A 17,684-nucleotide genomic window follows, 5' to 3' on the forward strand; every position below is an offset into this window, starting at 1 on the left:
TGTTGTGTGCGGCTATGATTTTTGAAAGAAACGACGACGGTTTGGAATGATATGCAATGACCGCTCTCGATGCCATAGACCGCAACATCCTGCGCCTTCTGCGCCTCGATGCACGCATGAGCAATGCGCGGCTGGCGGCCGAGGTGGGCCTGTCTCCCTCGGCCTGTCTCAGGCGCATCAAGCTGATGGAACAGGCGGGCGTCATCCGCGGCTATACCGCGCTGGTGGATGCCTCGAATGCGGAATCGACCATCGCGGTCATCATCAACATCACGCTGGAACGCCAGACGGAGGACCACCTCGACCGTTTCGAGGCGGCCGTGCGAAAACACCCGGAAATCCGCGAATGCTTCCTGATGACGGGCGGCTCGGATTACCTGCTGCGCGTCGAGGTCGCCAATGCCGGCGAATTCGAGCGCATCCACAAGGAAATCCTCTCGGCAATGCCCGGCGTCTCGCGGATCCATTCGAGCTTCGCGATCCGCAACGTGCTGGCGACGAAGCCGAGAGGACGGACGAAGCGCGCCTGACGCTGTCGCCTACGGCAATGCGCGTGCGACCTCGGTTATCACCTTGAAGGCCGTATCGGCATCGTCGCGCGTCATCTCGAACTGGCCCGCCTGGAAGCGGATGGCGATGCGCCCGTCGACGCGGGTCTGCGTGAGATAGATGCGGCCGTCGTCGTTGATGGCGTTGACGAGGGCGATGTTGTGCCGGTCGGCACCTCCCGCGCCCTTGTGACGGAAGGAGAAGAGCGACAGGACCGGCTGGCTGACGATCTCGAAATCGGCCTCGGCGGCCAGCCGTGCGGCAAGCTCCGCCGACCATTCGACATGGTTACGGATCATCGCGCGCAGCCCTTCCAGCCCGTGATAGCGCATCAGGAACCAGAGCTTAAGCGCGCGGAAGCGGCGGCCGAGCGGCACGGACCATTCGGAATAGTTGACGATGCCGTCGTGGCCGTGGGTTTTCAGATATTCCGGCTGGATGGCCAGGGTGCGCACCTGATCCTCGGGGCTGCGGATGAACTGCACCGAGCAGTCGAAATTGGCGCCGAGCCATTTATGCGGGTTGAAGACAATGGAATCGGCCTCCTCTATGCCCTCCCAGAGGGTACGGAATTCCGGGCAGATCATGGCCGAACCCGCCCAGGCGGCATCGACATGGAGGTAGAGGCCATGCGCCTTCACCACCGCCGCCACCTCGGCGATGGGATCGCAGGCGCCGATGGAGGTTCCTCCCGTGCAGGCGATGACGCCAGCGGGAATGTGGCCGGCCGCAAGGTCCGCCCTGATCGCGGCATCCAGCGCTTGCGGGTCCATGCCGTTCAGCGCTCCCTTGGTGGGAATGCGCACGAGGTTCGCTTCCCCGATGCCGGCAATCCAGATCGCCCGGTCGATGGAGGTATGCACCTGCCCGGAGGCATAGACGCGAACGGCGCCGTGCGCCGCCAGCCCCTCGCTGTTGCCCTTCCAGCCGAGCGCCTTTTCCCGCATCACCAGCACGGCGGCGAGCGTCGCGGTGGAGGCGGAATCCTGGATGACGCCGGAAAAGCCGTCCGGCAGGCCGAGCGCCTTGCGCAGCCAGTCGACGACGCGCGTTTCCAGTTCCGTCGCCGCCGGCGAAGTCTGCCAGAGCATGCACTGCGCGGCGACGGCGGTGACGAGGTAATCGGCGATCACCGAGACCGGCGCGGCATTGGCCGGGAAATAGGCGAAGAAGCGCGGATGCTGCCAATGGGTGATGCCATCGGGGATGATGCGCTCGAAATCGGCGAAGATGGTCTCCATCGTCTCGCCGGTTTCCGGGGCGGCATCGGAAATCTGCCGGATGATGTCGCCGGGCTTCGTCTGCGCCCGCACGGGTCGGTCGCGCAGCCCTGCACGGTAGTCGGCGCCCCAGTCGGCGACGGTTCGCGACCATTGGCGGAATTCTTCGCTGTCCATGTCCTCTCCCTTTATGCCTATCGTTCTTCTCGGCGCTCGGGCGATGATTTGCAATGCCTGCGGCGGCGATGCGGGCAGGGGCGCGGGTTGAGTTCACGGGGCGAAGCATGTACCAAGCCGGAGGCTGCATCCCGGCCATTCCCCATCCTGTTCGGCAGACACGAAATCCCATGTTACGAAAACTCTACGCCTGGACCCTCTCGCTTGCCGGACGCAAGGCCGCGGAAGCCTGGCTTGCGCTTATCGCCTTCGTCGAAAGCTCGGTCTTCCTGGTGCCGGCGGATGTCCTTTTCCTGCCCATGGCGCTCGCCCGGCCGGAGCGGGCCTACCGCTATGCCTTCGTCGCCACGGCGGCATCGGTGGCCGGCGGCATTGCCGGTTGGATGCTCGGCTATTATGCCTATGAGGCGGTCGCCAAGCCCGTGCTCGAGTTCTACGGCAAGCTGGAGGCCTTCGAGCAGCTGAAATCCCATGTCACCGAGGGGCAGCTCAACCTTCTCCTCGTCACGTCGGGCCTTGCGCACCTGCCGCCGATCAAGATCGTGACGATCCTTGCAGGCGTCGCGCATATCAAGCTCTGGCATTTCGTGCTGTCGGCGATCGTCGCGCGCGGTTTTCGCTTCTATCTCCTCGCCTTCCTGCTGCGCCGCTACGGCGAACCGATCCAGGCCTTCGTGGAAAAGCGCCTCGGGCTCATCCTCGGCGCCGTGGCCGTCGGCCTCATCGTGCTTTACGTCGCCTATCACCTGCTGGCCGGCTGATCCTCCGCGACGGCAAGGACGACGATGCGGGGCAGGAGGCAGAAGGAGAGCCGCATCCTGCGGCCGCGCGCCGTCATGGCCTCGCGGCGCGCAAGATCGACGCCGATGTGCTCATAACCGAGGATTTCCTCGTCCAGCGGATAGGTGGCCTTATAGACCGCCTCCTTCGCGCTGAAGAGAAGGCGTGCCGCAAGGCGGGGATCGATGCCCCCAAGGACATCGCCGGGCATCACGGCCAGCGCGGCGATCTCGTCCGGTAGCGGCTCGGCCGGCTCGACATCGATGCCGAGCGAGGCAATATCGGCCTTGCGGGCGACGGCGGCGACGGCCATCTCGTCGTCATGGGCGAGCGAACCTGTGAAACCTGTCGGCCAGAGCGGCTCCCCCGCAGGACCGCGTCCGATTGCAGCGGAAGTCATGCCTTCAACCGCCAGCAGACCTCGCGCAAGCGCACGGGCTGCGCCGCTTGAACGCCGGGCCGCGAGCCGGCGGGCCGGAAGGGCGGCAGCCTCTTCCGGCAGGAGAAGAGCCTCGTCGCCCGCCCGGATAAGCCGGCAGCCGAGCCGCACCGCCGGCGGGGCCAGCCGCTCCATCTGCGCCAGCAGCGCGGTCTCGGCCGCGCTGTCGCTCATTCGGCCAGGACCGGTCTGGCGAAGGCGTGGAGCTTGGCCGGATTGCCGCGCCAGATCGAGTGCGGTTCGAGGATCTCGCCCTTCATCACGAAGCAGTCGACATCGGCGATCGAGCCTTCGCCCATCGTCACGCCGTAATGGACGAAGGCGGAGGGGCTGAGCGTGCAGCCGTTGCCGATGCGGATATAATCCGACTTGAAGGCGCCTTCCTCCAGCGAATGGGCCTGGATGACGCAGCCTTCGTTGAGCGTGGCGTCGTCGCCGATCTCCACCAGCGAGCGTTCCGTCAGGTTGGCCCCGCCGTCATAGACGCGCCTGCCGACCTTGACGCCCAGCGCACGCAGGATCATCGGGCGGAACGGCGTGCCGGCGAAGAGCCGCACGATGGGCGAATCCGACAGTTTCCAGTGCCGCTCGTGGCGCCAGAAATCGACGTCGTAGATGGTGGTCATCTGCGGCCGGAGCCTGCGGAAGCGAAGGCTCGCCCATTCCATCAGGATATAGAAGGGAATGGTGACGGCCGCCGTCAGGACGACGGCGACGAAGAGCGCCACCTGTGCCCATTCCGTATAGTAGTTGAGCGCCCGGTCCCAGATCGCCAGCGTCACGAACAGCATCGTCCACTGCACGGCGATGAACATCAGCGCGGTTACGAGGTTATGCCGGTTCTTGTGCGGCAGGCGGGCGCGGCGGTCCTCGTCGCTGACACCCTGGATCAGTTCCTTGTCGCGCTTGACCATGCGCGGGATCTCGAACGGCGGGGAGCCGAGGAGGCCGACATTCTCGCGCAGCGGCCCGTCGATGGGCACCATGACCTTGGTGCCGAGAAGGACGTTCTCCCCCGTCCGCCCGTCGGGCGGATAGAAGATGTTGTTGCCGAAATAGTTGCGCTCGCCGACCTTCGTGTGCGCCAGCCGGAAGGCGGAGGCCGACTTGTGCACGTTGATCATGTAGAGGCCGTCGGAGACCATGGTGCCGGTCCCGATCTCGCAGAACAGCGGATTGTCCTGCTGTTGGTTGCTGCCGAAATTCGAGCCGGTCTGCACCACCTTGTTGAGGTTCCAGCCGAGCGCCCGGATATAGTGGACGACGGCGGAGCTGTCGCCGAAGATCAGGTTGAGCAGGCGTGCATTGGTGCCGGCCTCGACGATGGACTGGAGCCAGAAATGGAAGCCGTACATCCGATAGGTACGGCCGGGCTTCAGGACGAGGCTGAACAGCCGCGGCAGCACCAGGGCGACGAAGGCGAGGGCCGCAATGAGGGCGATGAGCGTGACCGTCGTGCCGATGGCGACGATGCCGATCGATTCCTGGTAGTCGTCGCTGACATTCTGCCAGTAGCTGTGGAACCACAGCGGGAATGGCGTGACGACGGCAAAGAGCGTGATGAGCTGCACGGCCTCGTAAAGGATGCGCCGCGTCTTGGAGAGCGTGACGACCGGCACCTTGCAATAATCCGCATTTGTCGGGACGGCGGGCGAGCCGTGCCAGTGCGCGTCATCGGGAACATGCTGCCCGCGCTGGAGCGAGGAGGCATGGCCAAGCTGGGCGCGGTCGCCAATGGATGTGTCGATGTCGATCGCGCAGCCGACGCCGACGAAGGCGTCGCGGCCAATGGAGATCGGGCCGGTATGGATGTAACCGGCCTGCGCCCGGTAGCCGAGAATCATCGATTCCTTGCGCAGGATCGAGCTCTCGCCGATGGAGATGAGATCGGTGCAGACCGGGATCGTGCGACATTCGATGGTGGTGCTGCGCCCGAGCCGCGCGCCGAGCAGGCGCAGATAGAGGCTATAGAGCGGGCTGCCGCGGAAGAGGACGACCGGCGCAGTGCGGATCAGCGTCTTGACCACCCAGAAGCGATAATAGCGAAGCCCCCAGATCGGGAAGCTCTCGGCCTTCCATCGACCGACCAGCAGCCACTTCATGGCGACGGCAAAGCCGGACATGCCGAAGAACACGGCAGCCGACAGGATGGCGCAACGCAGATAGAGCCGAACCGGATCGTCGAGCATGTCGTAGACCCAGTTGAGGCCGTAGTTCAGCATCCACAGGCCGAAATAGCTGTAGAGGCCGTAGAAGGCGAGCTGCGCCGCGCCGCTGGTCCAGTAGGCGAGGTTCGAAGCGCGGTGGGTTAGGCAGGGCTCTTCCACGGCCGCAACCTCTTCCTCGGGGCCGCGCAGGTGCCGCGCGAGGCCGGCCACCGTCGGATGCATGTAGATGTCGCGCATCGAGGTGGTCGCCCACTCCTTGCGCGTGCGCAGCTTCGCGCAGAAGCGGGCCATCAGCAGCGAGTTGGCACCGAGATCGTCGAAGAAATGATCCTCGGCGTAGATGTCGTCCATCTTCAGCACGTCGCGCAGCGCTTCCGTGAGGAAGCGCTCGTCGTCGGTGGACGGCAGGATTTCCTTACGCTCGGTCCCGAGGCGAAGGCTCATGGGCTTCGGCAGTTTGCGCGTATCGACCTTGTCGGACACGGTCATCGGCAGGGCCGGAAGCTCCTCCAGGAAGGAGGGCACCATGTAGTCGGGCAGGCGGCGGCGCAGTTCCCTGCCGAGGTCGGCGCGGGCAAGCGTGTCCGTGCCGGATTTCAGCGCATAGTAGCCGACCAGCTCGACGCGGCCGGGCTCGATCTCCCAGGTCGTGACGGCCGCCTGCGCGATGCCGGGCTGGTCGAGCAGCACGGCCTCGATCTCGCCGAGCTCGATGCGGTAGCCGCGGATCTTCACCTGCGTGTCGATGCGGCCGTGATATTCGATCTCGCCATCCGCATTGATGCGGCCGAGGTCGCCGGTGCGGTAGATGCGCTGCGAGGGATTGTTCGGCAGGCCGATGAAATCGGGGATGAACTTCTGCGCCGTCAGGTCCGGCCGGTTGAGATAGCCGACCGCGACGCCGATGCCGGCGATGCCGATTTCACCAAGCTCGCCCGGCGCCGTCAGTTGCGGCGCCTCGGCATCGAGGATGACGATGGAATAGGTCGGCAGCGGCGCGCCGATCGTCACGGGGCGTTCGGGCGTCAGGTAGCCCATCGTCGCCGTCACGGTCGCCTCGGTCGGGCCATAGGTGTTGAGGATCTGTCGGCCCGGCTTCGACCAGCGCGTGACGAGGTTGTGCGGGCAGGCCTCGCCGCCGACGAGGATGGCACGCAAGCTCGGCACGTCGCTCTCGATGGAGGAAAGCAGCGTCGGCGAGCAGGCCATGCAGGTGATGTCGTTGGCGCGCAGGAAATCCGCAAGTTCCTCGCCGACCAGCGTCATGCGGCCCGGCGCGGGAACGACGGTCGCGCCGGCGGCGAACGGCACCCAGATCTCCTCGGTGGAGAAGTCGAAGGCGATGGTCATGCCCTGGTAGACGCGGTCGCCCGGGCGGTAGCCATAGGCATCGGCCGCGACGCGGACGAAGTTGCAGATGCTCTGGTGGCGCACCGCCACGCCCTTCGGCCGGCCGGTCGTGCCGGAGGTATAGAGGATGTAGCAGATGTCGTCTTCGGAGAAGCCGAGTTCGAGCGGCGTACCCGGGTGCCGGGCGGCTTCCGGGCAATCGGCGGCGATCACCACATGAGGGACGGAAAGTCCTGCGGCGCGCGCGGCATAGCCGGCGATGGTGACGACGAGGCTGACGCCCGCATCCTCGACGATGAGCGACATGCGCTCCTCGGGGAAGGCCGGGGCGAGCGGCACGAAGGCCGCGCCCGCCTTCATGACGGCGAGGATGGCGATATAGGTCTCGGCGGAGCGGTCGAGCAGCAGGGCCACCCGGTCGCCGGGCTTGACGCCGCGCCCGGCGAGCAGGCGCGCGAAGCGGTTCGCGGCGGCGTCCATCTCGCGATAGGTCCAGGTGCGGCCGGAATCGAGCACGGCCGGCGCGTCCCCAAAGGTTGCGGCAAGGCCCTCGAAGACGCGGGAAAGCCGCTCTTCCGGCTGGCCGGCGCGCGGCGAATCGGGGCCGCACAGGATCTGCGGCATCGGGCCGCTCTCGGTCGTGTCCATCACGCCCCGGCTGAGGCCGCGCAAATGGGTGCCTGCGTCGTTCATATTCGAAATCCTGCTTGTGCCATGTCCGGCGAGGTGACGTTCGGCAGTGGCGCGCCCTTACCGGCGCGGGACCGCTCGAATCGTCCGGCGGGGCCGTTGGCAGCCGCCGTCGTCATCGTCGTCTTATTCGCGCCTTACGCGCGCTTTTGCTAAAAGAAAAGCGGAATTTTGAGGCAGACAGACACGAAACGATATCAAATTCTCGTGCTGTGCTTCCTTTGCATGGCAATCAGGCCCGAAGGGCCCGCGCCGGGCTGAGGCGGAGGGCGGAAACGGCTGGCACGAGCGAGACCAGCACCGCCAGGAACAGGAACCAGAGGGCGAGGGGAACGTCCTCGCGCGCGAACTCCACGGGCATGCGGACGGCGGTCGTAGCGGCCAGCGAGGCGGAGATCGCCTCGGCGGCGGCATAGCCGACGGCAATGCCGAGCGCAAAGCCGGCAAGGAAGAGCACGAACAGTTCGCCCCAGACGATGGCCAGCACCGAACGCCGCGGCGCGCCGAAGGCCCGCAGCGCCCCGATCTGCCGCTGGCGCGCCCCGACATGCATGACAGTGACGAGCAGGATTGCCGCGATGACGATCACCTGCGTGCCGATGGCGATGGCGAGGAGGAGGCTGCGTGCATCGCCGAGCGTCGCGTAAAGCCGCGTCAGCACTTCGGCGGGAAAGACGGCGAGCGTCGTCTCGCCGCGATATTCCTGCCGCAGGCGATAGGCGTCGGCGACCGTTTTCGGCTTGACGAGAACGGCTGGAATTCCCGGTGTTGCGGCATCGAAATGCTCATCGAGGCCCGCATTCGCATCGACATGGGCTTCGTGGTCGTGATCATGATCCTCGTGGGCATCTCCTTCGTGATCGTGATCCTCATGGCCGGCCTTTTCCTCCATGCCATGCAACTGCCAGACCGCGCGGATCGGCACGAGGATCGCCCGGTCCCAGGCCGTGCCCGTCGGCGCCATCCGGCCGGTCACGGTATAGGCGATTTCCGTATGGGTATGGCCGCCTTCGTCGGCGGCGCCGTGCATCGGCTTGATCTCCGCGCCAAGCCGCTTGGGCACGTCCGCGCCGACCACGGCCTCGCCGAGGCGGGTGAAAAGCGCGCCCTCGGCAAGCGTGGGCGAAAGAGCGGAGACGAGCGTCGTCGTCGTGCCGACCACCGGATATCCGTCCGCCGAATCGCCGAAGCCGACCGGCGCGGCGAAATCAACGCGCGGATCGTCCGATAGCTTGGCGAGCACGCCGCCCGACATCAGCGGCAGGGGCGAGGGCTGAAGGAAGACGGCCGAAAGGGCAAGCTGGGTCTCGCTGCCGGCGGCTCCAACCAGAAGGTCGAATTTTTCCGCCGCCCGCGCGCTGCCGAGCCGCACGGCGCGCTCCTGCAGCGTGACGGTAACACTGAGCGCGACGGAAAGCGCGATCAGCACCACGACGGCAAAGGCGCCCGCCTTGAAGCGGCGAAGGTCGGCGAGGATGAAACGGATCATGCTGCAAGCGCCTCCGCGCTGTCCTCGACGATCCGGCCGCCGGCAAGGCCGATGCGCCGGTCGAGCCGCTCCGTCAGGGCGGGATCGTGGGTGACGGCGATCAGCGTCGCCCCTTCCGCCCCGGCAAGCTCGACGAGGAGGTCTGCGACGGCCTCACCCGTGCGCCCGTCGAGACTGGCGGTCGGTTCGTCGGCGACGATGACGCCGGGTCTTGCCAAGAGCGCCCGCGCCACGGCGACACGCTGCATCTCGCCGCGCGACAGGGTCTCTATGGCCTGCTGCGGTCGCGCGATGCCGACCGTGTCGAGGAGCCGGAGCGCCCGTTCGCGCTCGGCCGGCTCCAGTCGCCGCGAAAGGCGGATCGGCAGCACGACATTCTCCAGCGCCGAAAGGCCGGGAAAGAGATGGAAATCCTGCATGACGAGGCCGATATGCGCTGCGCGGAACGCATCGCGCCGGCCCGTCGGAAGACGCGTGATGTCCGTTCCGCCCCAGGAGACCGTTCCGCCGGTCACGCGCTCGAGGCCGGTGATCGCATTCACCAGCGTGCTCTTGCCCGAGCCGGACGCCCCGGTGACCGCAAGCTGTCCGCCGGCCGGAACGTGAAGGCGGCCGATGGCGAGGACCGGCGTTTCGAGGCCGGAAAAGCGCATGGTGAGATCGGCAGTGTCGAGCGAAAGCATGGGTCAGACCGTATCGAAGGCGGCTTCGCGCAGGCGAAGCTGGCTGACGAAGCCGGTTTCCGGGTCAATCCAGGCGCCGTATTCCAGCACGCCATGGGCCTCGATCGGGGCATTGTACTGCACGAAGGTCTGCCTGCGCGCGAGATAGACGACAAGGATGTTGTCCGGCCAGTCCGCATCGGAAGAGCAGAAGGGGCAGAGCGACATCGGGATTTCGGTGAGGACGAAGAAGTTCGCTTCCGCCTTCAGCGGCGGCGCCATGAAGCCCTTCACGGTGACATCCGCGCCGTTCAGCCGCTTCACCTTGTCGGAGAATTCGAGGCCGAGCACGCCGAAGCTCTTGTAGAGCTCGCCGAAGCCGAGCCTTTCCGCCGCGCGCGCCGGACGGGCGAGGGGAAGGGCGGAGAAGGCCGCAAGCGCTCCCAGAACCTGCCGCCGCTTGAACATCTGTCGCATGGTCGTCTCCATGGTCGGCCCCTCATCCGCCTGCCGGACCTTCTCCCCACGCGGGGAGAGGGACGGGGTGAAACCGCTTTGCCGCCACCCCACTCCTTGCGGGAAAGGGGTGGCAGCGGGACGGGGGATTTCCCCCCGGTACAGCCTGACTACTTCTTCACCGCGCCGAGTGCGAAGGCGTCGGCCAGCACGCGGTAGACATCGCTCTGTTCCATGTAGCCACGGAAGCCTTCGGCACCCGGGCCTGTGGCCTGGAGCACGATATCGTCGACGGCGTGGACGCCGGTGTCCTCATCCTTCGGGATATTGCCCTGAACGAAGACCGCGCCGGGCACATCCTTATAGGCCTCGTTGGCGACATATTCCTTGTTCTCGTTCTGGATCGCCGGAACGAAGGGGCCGTCAAGCTTCGGACGGAAGGTCTCGTAGTGGTCCGGGCCGTTGTTGGCGGCCATGAACAGGCGGCGCGAGACGTCGACGCGGTCCGGATAGCCGTCGCCGTCCTTGTCCTCGTAGTTCGGGAAGCCGGCATTGTCATAGGTGCCGACCTTCTCACGCATTTCCGTGCCGGGCTTGTCGTCGTCGACCGTGCCGATGATGGCGACGCCGTGCGTGTGGTCGCCGGTGACGACGATCAGCGTATCGGGGTTCTTGTCGGCGAATTCCCGGGCGACCGCCACGGCCTTGTCAAACTCGATGGTCTCGACGAGAGCGCGATCCCAGTCGAGCGGATGGCTCATCTTGTCGACCGAGGCGCCTTCCACCATCAGGAAGAAGCCTTCCGGGTTCTTCGAGAGCTTGTCGAGCGCGGCCCGGGTCATGTCGACGAGGCCCGGCTGGTTCGGGAACTTGTCGACGGTGCCCTTCTTGAGGAATTCACGGTCGAGCGTCACGTCCATGTTGCTGGTGTGGAAGAGGCCGAGCAGCCTGTCCTGGTTCGAGCCGGCGGCAGCGGCAAGCTCGGTCTTGTCGGTCGCCAGCGCATAGCCGGCATTCTTGAACTCGGCGATGTAATCCTTGTCGTCCTTGCGCTTGGAGCCCGGCACGTCCTTGGAAAGGAAGTAGGCCGAACCGCCGCCGAGGATGACGTCCGGCTGGACGTCGAGCATCATGCCGACGATCTCCGCCTTGTCGGCGCGCTTGCGGGTGTGGGCGACCACCGCTGCCGGCGTCGCATCCTCCAGCTCGGCCGTCGAGACGATGCCGATGGACTTCTTCGTGGTGCGGCGCAGGGCTTCGGCGATGGTCTCGACCTTCGGGTCGTCGAGGCTTGCGGGCGTGCGGTCGGCATAGACGCCGAGCGCGTTGACGCGCGCCTTGTGGCCGGTCATGTAGGCCGACATGGTGTTGGCGCTGTCGGTGGCGATCGAATGGGTCGAGGAGGTGCCGATGAAGGCGACCGGCGGGATGTCGTCCATGGCGAGGCGGCCGTTCGCCTTGCCCTCGGTCATGCCCTTGGACATGATTCGCGCGCCCGTGCGGTGGGCGACGGAAAGACCGTCGGCGACGAGGAAGATGATGTTCTTCGCCTTCGGCTGGGCGGCGGTCTCGTAGACGTCCCAGTTCACCGATTTGGTCTCATCGCCGACGGAAACCTCCACCTTGTAGGCGCCGGCCGCCGCGACGGAAAGGTCGCGCAGGATGAGCGCGGAGCCGAGGACCTTGTCGTCCTTGTCCTTTTCTTCAGCAACGAATTCGGCCTTCTTGCCGAAGACGGTTTCGTAGTCCTGGCCGTTGACGGTGATCTTGACGTCTTCCGGCTTCACGACGGCATCGAACTCGACCTTGAAGTCGAAGGGGGAGCCGGCGAGGATGGTCGCGCGGTCGAGCGGGTAGACGGTCGCGGCATTCGCGGCGCCTGCGAGCATCGTTGCCGATGCGAGAGCGAGGAGGAGTTTACGCATGGGAGGGCCTCTCTTGAGCGGTGCGTTACCCCTTGCGCATAAGAAGCCTACATGACGTGCGTATTACAGTTGGCCGTCCGCTGTGGACAACCGGCCTATCCCTTCACCGCGCCCGCCGTCATCGAGCCGCTGATCTGGCGGTACATGACGAGGCCGAGCAGGAGCGGGGGCAGGGCACCGACGATCATCACCGCGGAGGCGACGCCCCATTGCACGCCGCCGCCGCTCGCGGCGAAGAAGAAGGACGCGCCGACGGTGATGGGCACGGCCTTGGAGGTCGTCAGCATCAGGCCGAAGAGGAATTCGTTCCAGGCGGTGATGAAGCCGAAAATGAGGCTCGTCACGATGGCCGGGCGGCAGACGGGCGCAAGGATCGTCACGAGGATCTGGAAGCGGCTCGCCCCGTCCACCAGCGCGGCCTCGTCCAGCTCCTCCGGCACGTCGTTGATGGCGTTGACGAGGATGACCAGCACCAGCGGCAGGTTGACGATGGTGAGGATGAGGCCGAGGCCGATGAGCGTATCGAGCAGCGCCAGCCACTGGAACATCATGTAGAGCGGAATGGCGAAGATGATCAGCGGCACGGCGCGCAGGTTGACGATCAGCGGCAGGAGCGTGCGCTCACCGAGCTTGCCGCGGGCGATGGCATAGGCGGCCGGCAGCGCCAGCACGACCGCAAGCCCGGTCCCGATCAGTGAGACGGCGAGGCTGTTGAAGAGATAGAGGAAGATGTTGAGCCGGTCGCTGACGGTGAAGACCGTGGCATAGTTCTCCAGCGTCGGCGCCTTGATCCAGAGGCCGGGATTGGCGGAAAGCTCCCGCGCGCTCTTGAACGAGGTGACGAGCGTCACGAGGATCGGGAAATTGAGGGCGAAGGCGGCAAGGGCGAACACCGCCCAGCGGAGCGCTCGGATCATCGGCCTTTTCCTTTGCGGCGGGCGGCATAGGCGTTGAGGCCGTAAAGCACCACGAAGGATGCGGCGAAGAGGATCACCGAGGCGGCGACCGCCTTGCCGATCGCGCCCTGCTTGAAGAAGGCCTCGTAGATATAGATCGACAGCGAGGCGGTCGCCCCGCCCGGGCCGCTACCGGTCAGCACATAGACATTGTCGAAGACACGGAAGCCGTCGATGAAGCGGATGAGGAGCGCAACGGCGATGGTCGGCATCATCAGCGGCAATTCGATATCGCGCAGGCGCTGGAAGGGGCTGGCGCCGTCGAGCGTCGCCGCCTCCGTCACCTCCACGGGGATCGCCTGATAGGCCATGTAGAAGAGCAGGAGCGCGAAAGGCGTCCATTGCAGCGTCTCGATGGCGACGAGCGTCCAGAAGGCGGAATCGACGCCGAGGAAGGAGATGCTGGCCCCGAAATAGGCCCAGAGATAATAGGGTACCGGGCCGACGAATTCGTGCAGCACGAGCCGGTACATGAGGCCGACGAGGGCAGGGGCCACCATCAGCGGCATCATCAGGATCGCCAGCAGCCAGCTTCGCTTCTCGATGAGCGGGGAAAGGAAGATGGCGAGGAACAGGCCGAGCGCGCATTCCAGCACGGCGGTCAGCAGGCCGAAGCGCAGGGAGAACCATGTCGCCCGCCAGAAGGCCCCGTCCGTGGCGACCGCAACGAAATTGCCGAAGCCGGAAAGCGTCGGCTGGCGCAGCGTCTCGAAGGTGACGTCGGAGACGGAATAGATCAGGTTGACGACGGCCGGGAAGCCGAGGAACAGGAGGAGAAAGGCGACGAGCGGCGTCGCCAGCATCCGGAAGGCGGGAGCCTCGATCTGTCTTCTCGTCGTCGCCATCGTGTCCTCTTCTGGATAGTCGGGCCAAGCCCCCTCCGCCTGCTGGCATCTCCCCCACAAGGGGGAGAAAGCAGGAAGCTTGCTCACCGCTCGAAATCGAATGCTAACGGAGCGGCGGATTAAGCCCCTCCCCCTCGCGGGGACGGGTTGGGGAGGGGTCTTCCCACCCGAACCTACTGCTTCAGCAGTTCCGCCATGCCCTTCTCGGTGTTGGCAAGGGCATCGTCGAGCGACTGCTGGCCTGACCAATACCCGGTGAACTCCTTGGCCTGGAGCTCATAGACCGAGAGCGCCTTGGCGGAGGTGCCACCGGTCATGACGTAACCGTACTTGCCGGCGAATTCGCCGAGCTTGACGAGGTCGGGCCGCTCCTTGGCGACCTCGGCCACCACTTCGGGCGTCAGGGCCGGCGCGCCGTTGTTGCGGGCGTAGACCAGCGCGGCTTCCTTGGAGGAGAGCCACTTCAGGAACTTCACCGCACCGTCCTTGTGCTCGGCATTCTTGTTGAGGCCGAAGCCGAGGCCGTGGATATGGGTGAAGCGGCCGGCAGGACCGGACGGCGGGGCGACGGTGTCGGTGACCTCCGCGACGGTCGGCGACTTCTCCTTGCTGGTGAGGTCGCTTGCCGCGGCGTTCCATTGCAGCATTGCCGCCACCTGGCCGGAGGCGAAGGCGGCATTGGCTTCCGCGAATTCGTAGGAGAGCGAATCGCGCGGCGTCGCGCCGTTGTCGTAGAGCAGCTTGTAGATTTCGAGGCCCTTGCGGTAGGCGTCGGAATTGACCGTGATCTTGCCGCTCTCGTCCATCCAGTCGCCGCCATAGGCGCGCGGCACGGACTGCCAGACCATGATGTTGAAGAGGAGATTCTTCAACTGGAGCACGGTGCCGTAGCGCGTCGGGCTATCCGGGTTGACCGCCTGGGTGAAGTAGAGGGCGGTCGCGGCATAGTCGTCCCAGGTCCATTCGTCCGGCATCTTCGGCTCGAGCTTCTTGCCGAGCAGCTTTTCGGAGATCTCGCCGTATTTCGCCCTGGCCGCATCGTCCTTCATCAGCGCGTCGATGAGGTCCGTGCGATAATACATGAAATGCGCGGAAAGGTCGGTCGGGACGCCGTACTGCTGGTTCTGGTACTGCATGGTGGCGAGGACCGCGTCGCCATAGACGGCCTTAGCGTCGTCGGAAAGCTGGATCGGCTCCATGAAGGGCGCATAGCGGCCGATGGAGTAGGTCGCGAGCAGGTTGACGTCGAAGGCCTTCGAGCCGGCGGCAAGGTCCGCCTGCAGCTTGTCCCAGAAGCCGTCGCGGTTGAAGAACAGCAGCTCGACCTTGTCGGCATCCGCCGTGTCGGACTTGGCGTTATAGGCATCGGCGGCGGCGCGCAGCGCCACTTCCTCCGGGCCGCCCGGCCAGCCGAGCACCGTGACCTCGGCCAGCGCGGGGCCTGCCAGCAGGCCGAGCGCGCAGGCGGCATAAAGTGCCTGTTTCATCTTCGCATAGATCATTGTCCGTTCTCCCTCATGGTTGCCGGGCGACGTTGCGCCAGGTCTGCGATGCCGATGACTCCCGCATTTTCCGCAAGAGCGGCGGTATGAAGCGAAGGCTTGAGGCGCGGCGGCACGCTGTCGAGCGCCCGCTCCATCGCCGAAAGATAGCCTTCCGCAAGCCCGATGCTGCCGCCGATGACGATGCGGCGCGGATCGAGCGCGAGTTGCACGTTGCGGCAGAGATTGGCCGCCTGCCGGGCCGAGGCCTCGACGATGCCCTTCGCCCAGCCTTCTCCCGCATGCGCGGCGGCGAAGACCTCGCGGGCCGTGGCATCCGGCGCGTGCGTGGCCGCCTGTGCGGCGATCCAGCGGCCAGAGACGCGATCCTCCAGCGTCTCGCCGGGATGGTCGAGGTCGCGGAACTGGCCGAAATGGCCGCCGAGCCCTCCGAGAAGCCGCCCGCCGGTGACGATGCCACCGCCGATGCCGGTGGAGATGGTGAGGAACACCATGTCCCCGCGCCCGCCAGCGCCGAAGGCATATTCGCCCCAGGCGGCCGCCTGTGCATCGTTGGCGGCGAAGACCGGCGCATCCGTGAAGCGGGCGATGGTCGCGACCAGGGGAAAGAGGTCGGGAATATTAAGCGTCTTGCGGTTCAGCGCCGACCAGTGGCCATCGTCGACAATGCCGGTGACGGCGACACCGACAGCGCTATAGCGACCCCGCCAGGTTTCGATCGCGGCAAAGAGCGCGGCGAACCAGTGGGCCGGATCGCCATCGGCCGGCGTCGGCAGGCGCAGGGTGTCGAGAACGCTTGTGCCGCGCACCAGCGCCGCCAGCATCTTCGTGCCGCCGACATCGATTGCGAGGATGGCGTCCGGCGCGGCCATGGTTCAGGCCCCGCTCGCCTGCGCATCGTCGAGCGCGCTGCGGAACCAGGAGGTGACATGCTCCGGCCGGGTGATGGCCGAGCCGACGACCACGGCATAGGCACCGGCCGCATGGGCCTTCACCGCATGGTCGGTCGTGCGCACGCAGCCTTCGGCGATGACATAGGGCGTCAGCGCCCGCATGCCGCGCATCAATGCGAAGTCCGGCTCGGTGGGCTCGACCGGGCCGGTATAGCCGGCAAGCGTCGAGCCGACGATCTCCGCACCCTCGGCGAGCGCCCGCTCGGCGTCGGCAAGGATGGAGCAGTCCGCCATGGCGACCTTGCCGGCCGCGTGGATGCGCTCGATCAGCGCGCGGGTGGAGACGGGGCGCACCCGGTCGGTGGCGTCATAGGCGATGATATCCGCGCCGGCAGAAGCCAGCGCCTCGACATCCTCGATGAAGGGGGTGATGCGGACGGGGGAATCGTCGAGGTCACGCTTGACGAGGCCGATGATCGGCCGGTCCGTCGCGGCGCGGACGGCCCGCACATAATCTGCGGATTCGATGCGCAACGCGATGGCGCCGCCATCGAGCGCGGCGAGCGCGAAGCCCACCACCATGGCCGCATTGTCCATGGCGCCGCCCTTGACCGGCTGGCAGGAGACGATCAGGCCGTTTTCGAGCTGACTGAAATCGAATGGCACCCGCATCCTCCCGGCTTCGCCGCACGTTCGCCCTGTCCTTGCGATCAGGACGGGTCGACGGTAGCAGGATGAAACCGGAATGCAACAGGAATTAAACTGGTATTATCGCGTCAGTTCGATGACGAAGTCGTAGACGTCGCCGCGATATTTTGTCTGGGTGAACTCGACGATCTGGTCGTCGGCAAGGAAGCAGCGGCGTTCCATGGTCAGAAGGCTGGTGCCTTCGGGCGTTACGAGCAGCCGGCGTTCCTCCTCCGTCGCCGGCTTCGCCTGCATGCGCTGCATGGCGCGCACGGGCATGGCGCCATGGGCGGCGAGATATTCATAGAGCGAGGCGCCGATGGCCTCCGGATCGGGAACGAAGCGGGCGGGCAGGGTCGCGGTCTCGATGGCGATCGGCATGGTATCGGCCGTGCGCAGGCGCCTGAGCCGCACGACCTTCTCGTGGCCGGGAATGCCGAGCGCCATCATCTCGGCGGGCGAGGGGCGGCTGATCTCCCGGGAAATCCAGACGCAGCCGGGCTCCAGCCCGCGCGAGCGCATGTCCTCCGAAAAGCTCGTCATCGTCGCGAGCGACTTTTCGAGGCGGGAGGAGACGACGGTCTTCGCCCCCTGCCGACGGTCGAGCAGGCCGTCCGAAACGAGGTTGTCGATGGCCTTGCGTACCGTGACGCGCGAAAGGCCGAGGCCGGTGCTGAGATCCCGCTCGCTGGGGATCACAGCGCCGCGCTTCAACACGGATTCGTCGATGGCGGTCTTCAGCGCACGCCCGAGTTGGCGATAGAGCGGCTCGCCGCTCGCAAGGGAAACGAGCCCGGCCAGAAATTGAAGGGTCGCCTGATCGCTCATGAGGGCACCTGTCGTGACGGGCTTCCCTTATGCAATATTTTTCGCCGGTGTTGAACTGGTATTATTCC

General features: G+C 65.9%; 13 protein-coding genes and 1 pseudogene. 2 read left to right on the forward strand and 12 right to left on the reverse strand.

Annotation, left to right across the window (positions count from 1 at the left end):
- Positions 1-56: 56 nt before the first annotated feature.
- The gene (locus DSD28_RS07415; RefSeq protein WP_119255739.1) at positions 57-530 is read left to right on the forward strand and encodes an Lrp/AsnC family transcriptional regulator; all 474 of its coding nucleotides are present in this window, start codon (positions 57-59) and stop codon (positions 528-530) included.
- Positions 531-539: 9 nt separating this feature from the next.
- Here DSD28_RS07415 and DSD28_RS07420 read toward each other — a convergent pair whose 3' ends face one another.
- Positions 540-1,946: a pyridoxal phosphate-dependent decarboxylase family protein gene (locus DSD28_RS07420; RefSeq protein WP_119255740.1), complete on the reverse strand. Its 1,407-nt coding sequence runs from the start codon at positions 1,944-1,946 to the stop codon at positions 540-542.
- A gap of 170 nt (positions 1,947-2,116) precedes the next feature.
- On the opposite strand from DSD28_RS07420, the gene DSD28_RS07425 reads away from it, so the two are divergent.
- Positions 2,117-2,707 carry a YqaA family protein gene (locus DSD28_RS07425; protein ID WP_119255741.1) on the forward strand — a complete coding sequence of 197 codons (591 nt, stop codon included), beginning with the start codon at positions 2,117-2,119 and terminating at the stop codon, positions 2,705-2,707.
- Here DSD28_RS07425 and DSD28_RS07430 read toward each other — a convergent pair.
- From DSD28_RS07430 to DSD28_RS07485, 11 genes and pseudogenes are all read right to left on the reverse strand, one after another.
- On the reverse strand, positions 2,689-3,339 hold the full coding sequence (locus DSD28_RS07430) for a 4'-phosphopantetheinyl transferase family protein (protein ID WP_119255742.1): 651 nt from the start codon (positions 3,337-3,339) through the stop codon (positions 2,689-2,691). The two genes, DSD28_RS07425 and DSD28_RS07430, sit on opposite strands and share 19 nt — an antisense overlap.
- The gene (locus tag DSD28_RS07435; RefSeq protein WP_432430845.1) at positions 3,336-7,331 is read right to left on the reverse strand and encodes a Pls/PosA family non-ribosomal peptide synthetase; all 3,996 of its coding nucleotides are present in this window, start codon (positions 7,329-7,331) and stop codon (positions 3,336-3,338) included. Before DSD28_RS07435 ends, DSD28_RS07430 begins: the two co-directional genes overlap by 4 nt.
- Before the next feature lie 274 nt (positions 7,332-7,605).
- The gene (locus tag DSD28_RS07440; protein WP_119255744.1) at positions 7,606-8,862 is read right to left on the reverse strand and encodes an ABC transporter permease; all 1,257 of its coding nucleotides are present in this window, start codon (positions 8,860-8,862) and stop codon (positions 7,606-7,608) included.
- Positions 8,859-9,545: an ABC transporter ATP-binding protein gene (locus DSD28_RS07445; RefSeq protein ID WP_119255745.1), complete on the reverse strand. Its 687-nt coding sequence runs from the start codon at positions 9,543-9,545 to the stop codon at positions 8,859-8,861. Before DSD28_RS07445 ends, DSD28_RS07440 begins: the two co-directional genes overlap by 4 nt.
- Before the next feature lie 3 nt (positions 9,546-9,548).
- A complete protein-coding gene (locus tag DSD28_RS07450) occupies positions 9,549-10,013 on the reverse strand; it encodes a hypothetical protein (protein ID WP_119255746.1) in 465 nt (154 codons plus the stop codon).
- Positions 10,014-10,150: 137 nt separating this feature from the next.
- Positions 10,151-11,905 carry an alkaline phosphatase gene (locus DSD28_RS07455; RefSeq protein ID WP_119255747.1) on the reverse strand — a complete coding sequence of 585 codons (1,755 nt, stop codon included), beginning with the start codon at positions 11,903-11,905 and terminating at the stop codon, positions 10,151-10,153.
- 95 nt (positions 11,906-12,000) lie between these two features.
- Positions 12,001-12,822, reverse strand: a complete 822-nt coding sequence (locus DSD28_RS07460; protein WP_119255748.1) for a carbohydrate ABC transporter permease — start codon at positions 12,820-12,822, stop codon at positions 12,001-12,003.
- Complete coding sequence (locus DSD28_RS07465; RefSeq protein ID WP_119255749.1) at positions 12,819-13,706, reverse strand: carbohydrate ABC transporter permease; 888 nt, start codon at positions 13,704-13,706, stop codon at positions 12,819-12,821. The genes DSD28_RS07460 and DSD28_RS07465 overlap by 4 nt, the downstream gene beginning before the upstream one ends.
- Before the next feature lie 173 nt (positions 13,707-13,879).
- A complete protein-coding gene (locus DSD28_RS07470; protein ID WP_245424772.1) occupies positions 13,880-15,208 on the reverse strand; it encodes an extracellular solute-binding protein in 1,329 nt (442 codons plus the stop codon).
- A pseudogene (locus DSD28_RS26160) lies at positions 15,205-16,773 on the reverse strand (putative N-acetylmannosamine-6-phosphate 2-epimerase). The gene DSD28_RS07470 and the pseudogene DSD28_RS26160 overlap by 4 nt, the downstream one beginning before the upstream one ends.
- Before the next feature lie 96 nt (positions 16,774-16,869).
- Positions 16,870-17,616: a GntR family transcriptional regulator gene (locus DSD28_RS07485; RefSeq protein WP_119255752.1), complete on the reverse strand. Its 747-nt coding sequence runs from the start codon at positions 17,614-17,616 to the stop codon at positions 16,870-16,872.
- Positions 17,617-17,684 lie beyond the last annotated feature (68 nt).

This window comes from Shinella zoogloeoides (assembly GCF_003574625.1).
GTDB lineage: Bacteria > Pseudomonadota > Alphaproteobacteria > Rhizobiales > Rhizobiaceae > Shinella > Shinella zoogloeoides_A.